The sequence below is a fragment of the Streptomyces sp. NBC_00344 genome (assembly GCF_036088315.1).
GTDB lineage: Bacteria > Actinomycetota > Actinomycetes > Streptomycetales > Streptomycetaceae > Streptomyces.
In genome coordinates, this window is the sequence record NZ_CP107996.1 from 5,260,735 (window position 1) to 5,274,580 (window position 13,846).

Genomic DNA, 13,846 nt, shown 5'->3' on the forward strand with positions numbered 1-13,846 from the left:
GTGCCGTCCAAGGAACCACCGCGTCGCCGCGTACCGGCCCCAGCCCGGCCCGCGCGGTCCGCACGGTCCGCCGGGCCGGTGCGTCCGGCCCGGCGCCGCCCGGGCCCGCAGCGCAAGAACGCACGGACCCTGCGGCTGGGCAGCCCGCGCCCCCGGCTCAGGCTCGTCAGCCTCTGCCTGACCCTGGTGATGGCGGTCTTCGTCGTACGGCTGCTCCAGGTGCAGGCCGTTGACGCGAGTGCGTACGCGGCCAAGGCCGACAAGAACCGCTATCTCAGCCATACGCTGACCGCGGACCGCGGTGAGATCACCGACCGCAGCGGTACCGCACTCGCCGCCAGCGTCGACGCGTACGACATCACCGCCGACCCCACCATGTTCACTCCGGAGCAGGCACATGCCGCGGACGCCCCGGAACAGGCGGGTGCGCTGCTCGCGCCGATCCTCGGCGTGGACGCCGGCACGCTGGCCAAGAGGCTCAGAACCCCCAGGACCCGCTATGTGCTGCTGGCGCGGCGGCAGAGCCCGCAGGTCTGGAACCAGATCAAGGACCTGAAGAGCGTCTTCCTGCGGAAGGCGGGCGCGGACAAGGCCAAGGGCGGCAAGGGCGCCGATGTGATGGCCGGGGTCTTCCAGGAACCGAGCACCAAACGGGTGTACCCGAACGGCGATCTCGCCGCCGGTGTCCTCGGCTGGGTCAACGCCGACGGCAAGGGAGCCGGCGGCCTGGAGTCCTCACTGGACAAGGAGCTGTCGGGCAAGAACGGAAAGATCACCTACGCCCAGTCCGGCGGACGGCAGGTGCCGACCGCCGGGCAGAGCGAGGTCCCCGCCGTCACCGGCTCGGACGTACAGCTCACCCTGGACCGCGACATCCAGTGGGCCGCGCAGAGCGCCATCGCGGCCCAGGTGAAGAAGTCCAGGGCCGACCGCGGCTACGTGGTGGTCCAGGACACCAGGACCGGCGAGGTCCTCGCGATGGCCGACGCCCCGGGCTTCGACCCCAACGACCTCACCCACGCCGACCCGGGAGCGCTGGGCAACGCGGCGCTCCAGGACGCGTTCGAACCCGGCTCCACCAGCAAGGTGATGTCCATGGCCGCCGTCATCCAGGAGGGTGTGGCCACACCGGGCACCCATGTCACCGTCCCCAACCGGCTGCACCGCGGCGACCGTCTGTTCCACGACGACATCGACCACGACACCTGGTCCCTCACACTCAACGGTGTGCTGGCCAAGTCCAGCAACATCGGCACCATCCTGGCGGCAGGGCAGCTCGGGAAGACCCAGCCGGAGGCCAACAAGGTCCTCTACTCGTACCTGCGCAAGTTCGGCATCGGACGTCCCAGCGGTGTCGGCTTCCCGGGCGAGACCTCCGGCATTCTCGCCGAGCCGCAGAAGTGGTCGACCTCGCAGCAGTACACCATCCCCTTCGGCCAGGGCCTCTCGCTCAACGCCCTGCAGGCCGCGTCGATCTACTCCACGATCGGTAACGGCGGCGTCCGGGTCGAACCCTCCCTGATCCGCGGTACCAAGGGTCCCGACGGCCGCTTCACCCCGGCTCCCACTCCGAAGAAGACCCGGGTGGTCAGCGCCGCGACGGCGAGCACGGTCTCCAGGATGCTGGAGTCGGTGGTCGGCGACGAGGAGGGCACCGGGGTCTCGGCCAGGATTCCCGGATACCGGGTGGCGGGCAAGACCGGAACGGCCAACCGGGTGGATCCCAGAACCGGTGTCTACCGCGGTTACACGGCCTCTTTCGCCGGTTTCGCCCCGGCCGACAAACCCCGGGTCACGGTCTACTGCGCCATTCAGAATCCGGTCAGAGGGCCCTACTTCGGAGGCTCGATCTGCGGCCCCATCTACAAGAAGGTCATGGAGTTCGCCCTCAAGACCCTCCAGGTGCCCCCGACCGGCAGCAAACCCGCCGCTCTGCCGGTCGCCTTCGGCCCCAGCAGCGATCCCCACCAGTGATCCAGGAACCATCAGTGACGACCATCACCAGTGACCCGGGGAACGGAAACACTCCGCCCCCCTCACTTCGCGACAAGCCCGGTGCGCCCGGTACGCTCACCGCCGTGCCACACGCTGATCAGTCCCAAACCCCCCAGAAGGACGCCTCTGTGACCTACCCGGGAGCGCCCCGTCCGGCCGCGGTCCGCCCGACCCCCCTGGGGGATCTGGCAGGACAACTGGGTGTCGTGTCACCGGGTGCCGGTGAGGTCACCGGTATCACCCACGACTCCAGAGCGGTACGCCCCGGAGACCTGTACGCGGCGCTGCCCGGCGCCCGGCTCCACGGGGCGGATTTCGTCGAACAGGCGGCCGGTCTGGGCGCCGCGGCAGTACTGACCGACCCGACCGGCACCGAACGCGCGGCGGCGACCGGCCTGCCGGTGCTGACCGTCGCGGAGCCGCGGGCCGTGATGGGCGAACTGGCCGCCGAGATCTACGGCCGCCCCGGCCGTGATCTGCTCCAGATCGGCATCACCGGTACCTCGGGCAAGACCACCACCGCCTATCTCGTCGAGGGCGGTATCCGTGCGGCCGGGCACCTCAGCGGCCTGATCGGCACGGTCGAGATGCGGATCGGCGACGAGCGCATCAAGTCCGAGCGCACCACCCCGGAAGCCACCGATCTGCAGGCGCTGTTCGCCGTGATGCGCGAGCGTGGCGTCGACACGGTCGCCATGGAGGTCTCCAGCCACGCGTTGGTCCTCGGCAGGGTCGACGGATGCGTCTTCGACGTCGCCGTCTTCAACAACCTCAGCCCTGAGCACATGGAATTCCACTCCGGCATGGAGGACTACTTCCAGGCGAAGGCACAGCTGTTCACCCCGGAGCGCAGCCGCCTCGCCGTCGTCAACCTCGACGACGAGTACGGCCGCAGACTCGTCGCCCAGGCCACCGTGCCGGTGACCACCTTCTCGGCCGAGGGCCACCCGGACGCCGACTGGCGGGCCGCGGACGTCGAAGTCTCCCCGTTCACCAGTACGTTCACCGCGATCGGCCCCAAGGGCGAGCGGATCGCCGCCACGTCCCCGCTGCCCGGCCCCTTCAACGTCGCCAACACCCTTGCCGCGATCGTCACGCTCGCCGTCGCCGGCACCGACCCGCAGACCGCTGCCGACGGCGTCGCGGCCGTCCCCGGTGTCCCCGGGCGCCTCGAGCGGGTGGACGCGGGTCAGCCGTACCTCGCGGTCGTCGACTACGCGCACAAGACCGACGCGGTCGAGTCGGTGCTGCGCGCCCTGCGCAAGGTCACCGAGGGCAGGCTGCACATCGTGCTCGGCTGCGGCGGTGACCGCGACCGGACGAAGCGCGGCCCGATGGGCGCGGCGGCTGCCCGGCTCGCCGACACCGCCGTACTGACGTCGGACAACCCCCGTTCCGAGGACCCTCTGGCCATCCTTGCCACCATGATCGCGGGCGCCGCCGAGGTGCCCGTGCACGAACGCGGTGATGTACTGATCGACTCCGACCGGGCCGCAGCCATCAGCGCGGTGGTCGCCCGGGCCAGGCCAGGTGACACCGTGCTGATCGCGGGCAAGGGCCATGAGCAGGGCCAGGACATCGCCGGAGTGGTACGCCCCTTCGACGACCGCCAGGTCCTCCGTGCGGCCATCGAGCGTGCAGCAACCGAGAACAACAGTCAGGGATGACCAAGTGATCGCCCTCTCCCTCGCCGAGATCGCCGAAATCGTCGGCGGGCATGCGTACGACATACCTGATCCGTCCGTCACCGTCACCGGGCCGGTCGTCACCGACTCCCGCGCGGTGGAGCCAGGCAGCCTCTTCGTCGCCTTCGCCGGCGAGAAGGCCGACGGCCACGACTACGCGCGGCGCTCCGTCGAAGCCGGCGCGGCCGCCGTGCTCGCCACCCGGCAGGTCGGGGTGCCCGCGATCGTGGTGGACGACGTCACCGCCGCACTCGGTGCGCTGGCCCGCACCGTGGTCGAGCGTCTCGGCACGGAAGTCGTCGCGCTCACCGGCTCGGCGGGCAAGACGTCCACCAAGGACCTGATCGCCCAGCTCCTGGAGCGCAAGGGCCCCACGGTCTACCCGGCGGGCAACCTCAACAACGAGATCGGCCTGCCGCTCACCGCTCTGCGGGCGGACGCGGACACCCGGTATCTGGTGCTTGAGATGGGCGCGCGCTACATCGGCGACATCCGCTATCTCACCGGCCTCGTGCCACCGAAGACCGGACTCGTCCTCAATGTCGGGACCGCCCACATCGGCGAATTCGGCGGTCGCGAGCAGATCGCACAGGCAAAGGGCGAACTGGTCGAGTCCCTCCCGGAATCCGGTCTCGCCGTGCTCAACGCGGACGATCCGCTGGTACGGGCCATGGCATCCCGCACCAAGGCACGCGTCCTGCTCTTCGGAGAGGCGGATGAAGCGGACGTACGGGCCGAGAACGTCCGGCTCACAGCCACCGGACAGGCTGCCTTCACGCTGCACACACCCACCGGGTGCAGCGATGTGACCTTGCGCCTGTACGGTGAGCACCACGTGTCGAACGCGCTCGCCGCGGCCGCCGTCGCGCATGAGTTGGGCATGTCCGTGGACGAGATCGCGCTGGCGCTCTCCGAGGCCGGCACGCTGTCCCGCTGGCGCATGGAGGTCACTGAGCGTCCGGACGGTGTGACGGTCGTCAACGACGCCTACAACGCGAATCCCGAATCCATGCGAGCCGCGCTGCGTGCGCTGGTCGCGATGGGCGCAGCCTCACGGGCTCGAGGGGGGCGCACGTGGGCGGTGCTCGGTCTGATGGCCGAGCTCGGTGACGAGTCGTTCGCCGAGCACGACGCGGTCGGACGGCTTGCCGTCCGGCTCAACGTGAGCAAGCTCGTGGCAGTCGGGGGCAGGGAAGCGTCCTGGCTGCAACTGGGCGCCTATAACGAGGGTTCGTGGGGTGAGGAGTCGGTGCACGTGTCCGACGCACAGGCGGCCGTCGACCTGTTGCGCAGTGAACTGCGTGAGGGAGACGTCGTGCTGGTGAAGGCGTCCAGGTCGGTGGGGTTGGAACAGGTGGCGTACGCGCTGCTCGACAGTGGCACCGAGGGCGAGGTCGCAGCCCGATGAAGCAGATTCTCTTCTCGGGAGTCATCGGGCTCTTCCTGACCCTGATCGGCACCCCGCTGCTCATCAAGCTGCTGGCCCGCAAGGGGTACGGGCAGTTCATCCGGGACGACGGACCGCGCGGCCACCACGGCAAGCGGGGTACCCCGACCATGGGTGGTATCGCCTTCATCCTGGCCACGCTGATCGCCTACTTCGCCACAAAGGTGATCACCGGCGCCCCGCTGACCTTCTCCGGTGTACTGGTCCTCTTCCTGATGTCCGGGATGGGGCTCGTCGGCTTCCTCGACGACTACATCAAGATCGTCAAGCAGCGCTCGCTCGGTCTGCGGGCCAAGGCGAAGATGGCCGGCCAGCTGATCGTCGGCATCGCCTTCGCCGTGCTCGCCATGCAGTTCAAGGACATCCACGGCAACGCGCCGGCCTCGACCAAGCTGTCGTTCGTCACGGACTTCGGCTGGACACTGGGCCCGGTCATCTTCGTCGTCTGGGCGCTGTTCATGATCCTCGCGATGTCGAACGGGGTGAACCTCACCGACGGCCTCGACGGCCTCGCCACCGGCGCGTCGGTGATGGTCTTCGGCGCCTACACCTTCATCGGCGTCTGGCAGTTCCAGGAGTCGTGTGCCAACGCGGCGACCCTGACCAACCCCAGCGCCTGCTTCGAGGTCAGGGATCCCCTGGACCTGGCGGTCGTCGCATCGGCTCTGATGGGCGCCTGCTTCGGCTTCCTGTGGTGGAACACCTCACCCGCCAAGATCTTCATGGGCGACACCGGGTCACTCGCACTCGGCGGCGCCCTCGCCGGTCTGGCCATCTGCTCCCGTACGGAGTTCCTGATGGCCATCCTCGGTGGTCTCTTCGTGCTGATCACCCTGTCCGTCGTGATTCAGGTCGGCTCCTTCAAGATGACCCGCAAGCGGGTCTTCAAGATGGCGCCTCTGCAGCATCACTTCGAGCTCAAGGGATGGTCCGAAGTCCTTGTGGTGGTCCGCTTCTGGATCATTCAGGGCATGTGTGTGATCGTCGGTCTCGGCCTCTTCTACGCGGGCTGGGCGGCCGACAAGTGACCTGGCGGAACAAGCGGGTCACCGTGGCCGGGATGGGCGTCTCCGGACTGCCCGCGGCTCGTGCGCTGCACGGTCTCGGCGCGGTGGTCACGGTCGTCAACGAGGGCGACGACGACCGCTCCCGCACGCAGGCCGCGGAGCTCGAGGCACTGGGCGTCACGGTGCGCCTGGGCGACGGAGCGACCCTGCCGGAGGGCACCGGACTGGTCGTCACCACCCCGGGCTGGCGCCCGGACAAGCCGCTCTTCGCGGCGGCGGCCGAAGCGGGCGTCCCGGTATGGGGTGACGTAGAACTGGCCTGGCGGCTGCGCGATCTGGACGGCAGGACGCCTGCCCCCTGGCTCGCGGTCACCGGCACCAACGGCAAGACCACCACGGTACGGATGCTGGCCTCCATCCTGGAGGCGGCAGGACTACGGACAGCGGCCGTCGGAAACATCGGCGTCTCGCTGCTCGACGCGGTACTGGGCGACGAGACGTACGACGTACTGGCGGTCGAGCTCTCCAGCTACCAGTTGCACTGGGCGCCGAGCCTGCGGGTGCACTCGGCAGCGGTGCTCAACCTCGCCCCCGACCACCTCGACTGGCACGGTTCGATGCAGGCGTACGCCGCCGACAAGGGCCGTGTCTACGAGGGCAACACCGTTGCCTGTGTCTACAACGCCGCGGACCCGGCCACCGAGGAGCTGGTCCGCGGTGCCGATGTCGAGGAGGGCTGCCGCGCCATCGGTTTCACCCTCGGTACGCCGGGGCCCTCCCAGCTCGGAGTCGTGGAAGGCATCCTGGTGGACCGCGCCTTCGTGGCCGGCCGGCAGAAGCATGCCCAGGAACTCGCCGAAGTCGCCGACATCGCGTCCCCGGCGCCGCACAACATCGCCAACGCCCTTGCCGCTGCCGCCCTGGCCCGTGCGTTCGGTGTCGCACCGGCGGCCGTGCGCGACGGGCTGCGTGCCTTCCGTCCCGACGCGCACCGTATCGAGCACGTCGCGGACGTCGCGGGTGTCACCTACATCGACGACTCCAAGGCCACCAACACCCATGCGGCGGCAGCCTCGCTGGCGGCATACGATCCGATTGTCTGGATTGCCGGGGGCCTCGCCAAGGGTGCCGATTTCGACGATCTCGTCATCGGCGCGGCGAAGCGGCTGCGCGCTGTCGTACTGATCGGCGCCGAGCGCGCTCTGATCGCCGAAGCCCTCGCGCGACACGCGCCGGAAGTCCCGGTGGTCGACCTCGACCGGACCGACACTGGGGCGATGCCGGCGGCGGTCCGCGAGGCGGCCCGCCTCGCCCGCACAGGGGACACGGTACTGCTGGCTCCGGCCTGTGCCTCGATGGACATGTTCGTCAACTACAACAAGCGGGGCGACGCTTTCGCCGACGCGGTACGCGAGTTGGCTGCCGAGAGCGACTGATCGGCCGCACGGCCCCGCGCCGGTACCCGGCAGAGCCGGGCACGAGTGGAGGGGACAGGGACATGCCGGTCAAGGACAGGGACGGGCGTGGCGGCGCCGGGACGGCGCGCCGTCCCGCGGTGGTGCGGGGCGGCCCACCGCCGCTGCGAGCCGGGCGCGGGGGCATCGGGTGGCTGCGCCGCACGTACGAGCAGGCGAGAAGCGCCTGGGACCGGCCGCTGACGGCTTATTACCTCATCATCGGCTCCGGCATCCTCATCACCGTGCTGGGCCTTGTGATGGTCTACTCAGCCTCGATGATCAAGGCGCTGGAACTGTCCGAGCCCGGCTCGTACTTCTTCCGCAAGCAGCTCTTCGCCGCTCTGCTCGGCGGAATCCTGCTGTTCATCGCGACCCGCATGCCGGTCAAACTGCACCGGGCGTTCGCCTATCCGCTCCTCGCGGGCACCGTCTTCCTGATGGTGCTGGTGCAGATGCCGGGGATAGGGCAGTCGGTCAACGGAAACCAGAACTGGATCACGCTCGGCGGCCCCTTCATGCTCCAGCCCAGCGAGTTCGGCAAACTCGCGCTGATCCTGTGGGGCGCCGACCTGCTCGCCCGCAAGCAGGACAAGAGGCTGCTGACCCAGTGGAAACACATCCTGGTCCCGCTGGTTCCGGTCACGTTCATGCTGCTCGGGCTGATCATGCTCGGCGGCGACATGGGTACTGCGATCATTCTCACGGCGATCCTCTTCGGACTGCTGTGGCTGGCCGGAGCGCCCACCCGGATGTTCGCCGGAGTGCTCGGCATCGCCGCGCTGCTGATCTTCCTGCTCATCAAGACCAGCCCGAACCGGATGGGACGGCTGGCCTGCATCGGTGCGAGCGACCCCGGGCCGCAGGACCAGTGCTGGCAGGCGGTGCACGGAATCTACGCACTGGCGTCCGGCGGATGGTTCGGATCCGGACTGGGCGCGAGTGTGGAAAAATGGGGTCAACTCCCCGAACCGCACACGGACTTCATCTTCGCCGTCACCGGCGAGGAACTGGGCCTCGCGGGGACTCTGTCGGTGCTCGCCCTCTTCGCGGCTCTAGGCTATGCGGGTATCCGCGTGGCCGGACGCACGGAGGACCCCTTCGTGAGGTACGCAGCGGGAGGTGTGACCACCTGGATCACGGTGCAGGCTGTGATCAATATCGGTGCGGTGCTCGGCCTGCTGCCGATCGCCGGTGTCCCGCTGCCGCTGTTCTCCTACGGGGGGTCGGCCCTGCTGCCGACCATGTTCGCCGTCGGGCTCCTGATCGCCTTCGCGCGGGAGGACCCCGCGGCGAGAACGGCTCTGGCCTTGCGGAGGCCCGGGGTGAGATGGAAGTCGATGAGACGGCGCGTCAAGAAGCGCCCGTCCGGAGAGCGGTGAATTTCGGTGCATGTCGTACTCGCCGGCGGGGGGACCGCCGGTCATATCGAGCCTGCGCTCGCCCTCGCGGATGCCCTGCGCAGGCAGGACCCGGCCGTGGGTATCACGGCCCTGGGCACGGAACGCGGTCTTGAGACCCGTCTTGTGCCCGAGCGCGGTTACGAGTTGGGGCTCATCCCCGCGGTCCCGCTGCCGCGCAGGCCCACCCCGGAGCTGATCACCGTCCCCGGGCGGCTGCGCGGCACCATCAAGGCGGCGGAGCAGATCCTGGAGCGGACCAAGGCCGACTGTGTCGTCGGCTTCGGCGGCTATGTGGCACTGCCCGGCTACCTGGCGGCCAAGCGCCTCGGTGTGCCGATCATCGTCCACGAGGCCAATGCCCGGCCGGGGCTCGCCAACAAGATCGGCTCGCGGTACGCGGCCGCCGTCGCGGTCTCCACACCGGACAGCAAGCTGCGCGGCGCCCGCTACATCGGCATCCCGCTGCGCCGCACCATCGCCACTCTCGACCGGGCCAGGGTCCGCCCCGAGGCGCGCGCCGCCTTCGGCCTGGACCCCAACCTGCCGACGCTGCTGGTCTCCGGCGGCTCGCAGGGCGCCCGCAGGCTGAACGAGGTGGTCCAGCAGGCCGCTCCGCTGCTCCAGCGCTCCGGTATCCAGGTCCTGCACGTGGTGGGCCCCAAGAACGAACTGCCGCGTGTCGACAACATGCCGGGAATGCCGCCCTACATCCCGGTACCGTACGTGGACCGGATGGACCTCGCGTACGCCGCGGCCGACATGATGCTCTGCCGGGCAGGCGCGATGACCGTGGCCGAGCTCTCCGCCGTCGGGCTCCCCGCCGCCTACGTCCCGTTGCCGATCGGCAACGGTGAACAGCGGCTCAACGCCCAGCCGGTGGTGAACGCGGGCGGCGGCCTGCTGGTGGACGACGCCCAGCTGACCCCCGAATGGGTTCAGGGCAACGTTCTCCCGGTACTCGCCGATCCGCACCGGCTCTTCGAGATGTCCCGTGCCGCAGCCGAGTTCGGCCGCAGGGACGCCGACGACCTGCTCGTCGGCATGGTGTACGAGGCGATTGCCGCACGCCGGCAGGCGTGACCCCTAAGGAGCGAGCGTGGCCGGACCGACGACCGCCCAGCGCGGTGGACGCAACCCATCGGCGGATTCCGGCCGCGCCCGCCCTCCTCGGCCCCGGCGCCCGGGACGGCTGCGGCTGCGCGGCAGGCGGCTGCTCGTTCTGGTGCTCGCCGCCGTTGTCGCCCTGACCGCCGGGGGTGTCTGGCTTCTCTACGGCTCGTCCTGGCTGCGCGTCCGGCAGGTCAGGACCTCGGGGGTGCAGGTGCTGACGCGGGACGAAGTGGAGTCCGCAGCGGCCGTTCCGGTGGGGGCGCCGTTGATTTCCGTGGATACGGACGCGATCGGGAACCGGCTCCGCAGGAAATTGCCGCGTATCGACTCGGTCGGTGTCGTCCGTTCATGGCCGCACGGCATCAGTCTGAATGTGACCGAACGAAAGCCGGTCCTGCTCATGAAGGCGGGCGGGAAGTTCACCGAAGTGGACGCGAAGGGTGTCCGTTTCGGCACCGTGGAAAGCGCTCCCCGAAGTGTGCCGGTACTGCAATTGACCCCCGAACAGTCCCCGAGTCTGCGCCGTTTCGGCGTGGACAGGCTGCGTCTCGAAGCGGTGAAGGTCGCCGGAGAACTTCCGTCCGCCGTCGCCGAGGACACACTCTTCGTACAGGTCCGTTCATATGACTCCATCTCACTGAAGCTGACCGGGCACCGGACGGTGGTCTGGGGAAGCAGCGAGTTCGGCAACGCGAAGGCGCGCGCCATCAAAGCGCTGATGAAAGCCGCTCCCGATGCCGGGCACTTCGATGTGAGCGCCCCCACCGCCCCTGCCGTGTCAGGGAGTTGACGCATATCGTCGCTGGCCAGCACCCTGGTTGGTCAGCGCAACGGCTGATCACATAGGGTGAAAAGAAAAACGGGAGGTTCGGCGTGTTCGTTGAACGTGCGCCGCTTGTCGACTTAGTGTCCTGTTCGGAGAGTCCAAGGAGCAGAGACACTGGTAACCCTGAACTTCACCGTTAGGGTTCGGGTCGGCGTTCGGACCGTCCCATCGGCATCCGTCGTCGCGACGCGGCAAAACGCGCAGCGGCGACACGTAACTCGAGGCGAGAGGCCTTCGACGTGGCAGCACCGCAGAACTACCTCGCAGTCATCAAGGTCATCGGTGTCGGCGGCGGTGGTGTCAATGCCATCAACCGAATGATCGAGGTCGGCCTCAAGGGCGTCGAGTTCATCGCGATCAACACTGACGCACAAGCCCTGTTGATGAGCGACGCCGACGTCAAGCTCGACGTCGGCCGTGAACTGACCCGAGGCCTGGGGGCCGGAGCCAACCCGGCAGTCGGTCGTAAGGCGGCAGAGGACCACCGTGAGGAGATCGAGGAGGTCCTCAAGGGGGCCGACATGGTCTTCGTCACCGCAGGAGAGGGCGGCGGCACCGGTACCGGTGGCGCACCCGTCGTCGCCAACATCGCCCGTTCACTCGGCGCACTCACCATCGGCGTGGTCACCCGCCCCTTCACCTTCGAGGGCCGGCGCCGTGCCAACCAGGCGGAGGACGGCATCGCCGAACTCCGCGAAGAAGTCGACACCCTCATCGTGATCCCCAACGACCGGCTGCTGTCCATCTCGGACCGCCAGGTCAGCGTGCTGGACGCGTTCAAGTCCGCGGACCAGGTGCTGCTGTCCGGTGTCCAGGGCATCACCGACCTGATCACCACCCCCGGCCTGATCAACCTCGACTTCGCCGACGTCAAGTCCGTGATGTCCGAGGCCGGATCGGCGCTGATGGGTATCGGCTCGGCCCGTGGCGACGACCGCGCGGTGGCCGCTGCCGAGATGGCGATCTCCTCGCCCCTGCTCGAGGCGTCCATCGACGGCGCGCGGGGTGTGCTGCTCTCCATCTCCGGTGGTTCGGACCTCGGTCTCTTCGAGATCAACGAGGCCGCACAGCTGGTGAGCGAGGCCGCCCACCCCGAGGCCAACATCATCTTCGGTGCCGTCATCGACGACGCCCTGGGTGACGAGGTACGGGTCACGGTCATCGCCGCGGGCTTCGACGGCGGGCAGCCGCCGACCCGCAGGGAGAACGTCATCGGCAGCAGCTCCGCCAAGCGTGACGAGCCCGCACCGATCCGGACGAGCGAGCCGCAGCGTCCGCTCGGAGGCCTCGGCGCGGTCACCCAGCGGGAAGAGGCCCCGGTACCGGCCGAGTCGGAACGCACGAACGAGGCCCCGGCCACGACGGTCACACCGCAGGTCCCGTCGGCCCGTCCGTACCAGGACACCCAGGCCGAAGAGCTGGATGTCCCGGACTTCTTGAAGTGATAACGCACGACACCGTGGCATCCGCGAACGGCGCGCACTTCGCCTTCACCGACAGGTGGGGCGGGGTGAGCGCCGTTCCGTACGAGGAGCTCAATCTCGGGGGCGCGGTCGGCGACGACCCGGACGCGGTACACGCCAACCGCGCACGCGCGGCCCGGTCGCTCGGTCTGGACCAGGCACAGGTCGTCTGGATGAACCAGGTGCACGGCCGTGACGTCGCGGTGGTCGACGGCCCCTGGAGTGCCGCCGGCGCGCAGCCCGTTCCCGCCGTCGACGCGATCGTGACCGCCCGCAGGGGACTCCCGCTCGCCGTACTCACCGCCGACTGTGTTCCCGTACTGCTCGCCGATCCGGTCGCTGGGGTGGCGGCCGCGGTACACGCGGGCCGTCCCGGCCTGGTCGCCGGGGTCGTCCCGGCGGCCTTCGCCGCGATGGCCCGGCTCGGCGCGGACCCCGCCGCGATCACCGCGCGTACCGGGCCCGCGGTCTGCGGCCGCTGCTACGAAGTCCCGGCGGCGATGCGGGCCGAGGTCGCCGCGCAGGTGCCGGAAGCCTGGTCCGAGACCGGGTGGAACACCCCGGCGGTGGATGTCACCGCAGGAGTGATGGCTCAGCTCGCGGCGCTGGGGGTCACCGACCGGCAGTCGTCGTCGGTCTGCACTCTGGAATCGCGCGACCACTTCTCGTACCGCCGCGACCGCACCACTGGGCGGCTCGCCGGATATGTCTGGCTGGACTGATAGGACATGACGGACCGCAAGTGTGAACTCGCCGCAAATCTGGCACGGGTGGAGGAGCGGATCGCCTCCGCCTGTGCGTCCGCGGGACGCGAGCGGGAGGAGGTGACCCTCATCGTGGTCACCAAGACCTACCCCGCGAGCGATGTCCGGCTGCTCTCCGCCCTCGGGGTGCGGCAGGTCGCGGAGAACCGCGACCAGGACGCCGCGCCCAAGGCCGCCGAATGCGCGGAACTCCCGCTCAACTGGCACTTTGTGGGTCAATTGCAGACCAATAAGGTGCGTTCTGTGGCGAGTTACGCCCATACGGTGCAGTCGATCGACCGCGCGAGACTTGTCACAGCGCTCTCCGGCGCGGCGGTGCGGGAGGAGCGCGAGCTGGGCTGTCTGATCCAGGTGGCACTCGACGCGGAATCGGGTGCGCGGGGCGAGCGCGGTGGCGTCGCACCGGACGGAGTCGAGGAGTTGGCCGCTCGGGTGGCCGATGCTCCGGGGTTGCGGCTCGACGGGCTGATGACCGTCGCACCGCTGGCCGGGCCCTACGCGGGACGGCAACAGGCGGCATTCGAGCGGCTGATGGAAATCTCATCCGGCCTGCGCGCGGCCCATCCGGCTGCGAACATGGTGTCGGCGGGGATGAGTGCGGATCTCGAAGAGGCGGTGACGGCGGGTGCGACACATGTCCGCGTCGGCACTGCGGTACTCGGTGTCCGCCCTCGGCTCGGGTAACGTCGCGA

Annotated in this window: 11 protein-coding genes; all 11 read left to right on the forward strand. The window is 69.2% G+C overall.

Annotation, left to right across the window (positions count from 1 at the left end; all coding sequences use genetic code 11):
• The gene (locus tag OHS16_RS23745) at positions 1–1,974 is read left to right on the forward strand and encodes a peptidoglycan D,D-transpeptidase FtsI family protein (RefSeq protein WP_328539265.1); all 1,974 of its coding nucleotides are present in this window, start codon (positions 1–3) and stop codon (positions 1,972–1,974) included.
• 14 nt (positions 1,975–1,988) lie between these two features.
• Positions 1,989–3,662 (forward strand): UDP-N-acetylmuramoyl-L-alanyl-D-glutamate--2,6-diaminopimelate ligase, encoded by a 1,674-nt coding sequence (locus OHS16_RS23750; RefSeq protein ID WP_328539266.1) that lies wholly within the window; start codon positions 1,989–1,991, stop codon positions 3,660–3,662.
• A 4-nt stretch (positions 3,663–3,666) separates the two neighbouring features.
• Positions 3,667–5,088 (forward strand): UDP-N-acetylmuramoyl-tripeptide--D-alanyl-D-alanine ligase, encoded by a 1,422-nt coding sequence (locus OHS16_RS23755; RefSeq protein ID WP_328539267.1) that lies wholly within the window; start codon positions 3,667–3,669, stop codon positions 5,086–5,088.
• Positions 5,085–6,155 (forward strand): phospho-N-acetylmuramoyl-pentapeptide-transferase, encoded by a 1,071-nt coding sequence (gene mraY, locus OHS16_RS23760; protein WP_328539268.1) that lies wholly within the window; start codon positions 5,085–5,087, stop codon positions 6,153–6,155. The genes OHS16_RS23755 and mraY overlap by 4 nt, the downstream gene beginning before the upstream one ends.
• Before the next feature lie 32 nt (positions 6,156–6,187).
• On the forward strand, positions 6,188–7,570 hold the full coding sequence (murD, locus tag OHS16_RS23765) for a UDP-N-acetylmuramoyl-L-alanine--D-glutamate ligase (RefSeq protein ID WP_328540962.1): 1,383 nt from the start codon (positions 6,188–6,190) through the stop codon (positions 7,568–7,570).
• A gap of 62 nt (positions 7,571–7,632) precedes the next feature.
• A complete protein-coding gene (ftsW, locus tag OHS16_RS23770; RefSeq protein WP_328539269.1) occupies positions 7,633–8,970 on the forward strand; it encodes a putative lipid II flippase FtsW in 1,338 nt (445 codons plus the stop codon).
• A 6-nt stretch (positions 8,971–8,976) separates the two neighbouring features.
• Positions 8,977–10,071 (forward strand): undecaprenyldiphospho-muramoylpentapeptide beta-N-acetylglucosaminyltransferase, encoded by a 1,095-nt coding sequence (gene murG / locus OHS16_RS23775; RefSeq protein WP_328539270.1) that lies wholly within the window; start codon positions 8,977–8,979, stop codon positions 10,069–10,071.
• A 16-nt stretch (positions 10,072–10,087) separates the two neighbouring features.
• On the forward strand, positions 10,088–10,891 hold the full coding sequence (locus OHS16_RS23780; protein ID WP_328539271.1) for a cell division protein FtsQ/DivIB: 804 nt from the start codon (positions 10,088–10,090) through the stop codon (positions 10,889–10,891).
• Between the two features lie 275 nt (positions 10,892–11,166).
• Entirely contained in the window at positions 11,167–12,372 is a 1,206-nt protein-coding gene (gene ftsZ / locus OHS16_RS23785; protein WP_328539272.1) for a cell division protein FtsZ, read from the forward strand.
• Positions 12,373–12,386: 14 nt separating this feature from the next.
• A complete protein-coding gene (gene pgeF / locus OHS16_RS23790; protein WP_443042684.1) occupies positions 12,387–13,112 on the forward strand; it encodes a peptidoglycan editing factor PgeF in 726 nt (241 codons plus the stop codon).
• Between the two features lie 6 nt (positions 13,113–13,118).
• The gene (locus OHS16_RS23795; RefSeq protein ID WP_328539274.1) at positions 13,119–13,838 is read left to right on the forward strand and encodes a YggS family pyridoxal phosphate-dependent enzyme; all 720 of its coding nucleotides are present in this window, start codon (positions 13,119–13,121) and stop codon (positions 13,836–13,838) included.
• Positions 13,839–13,846 lie beyond the last annotated feature (8 nt).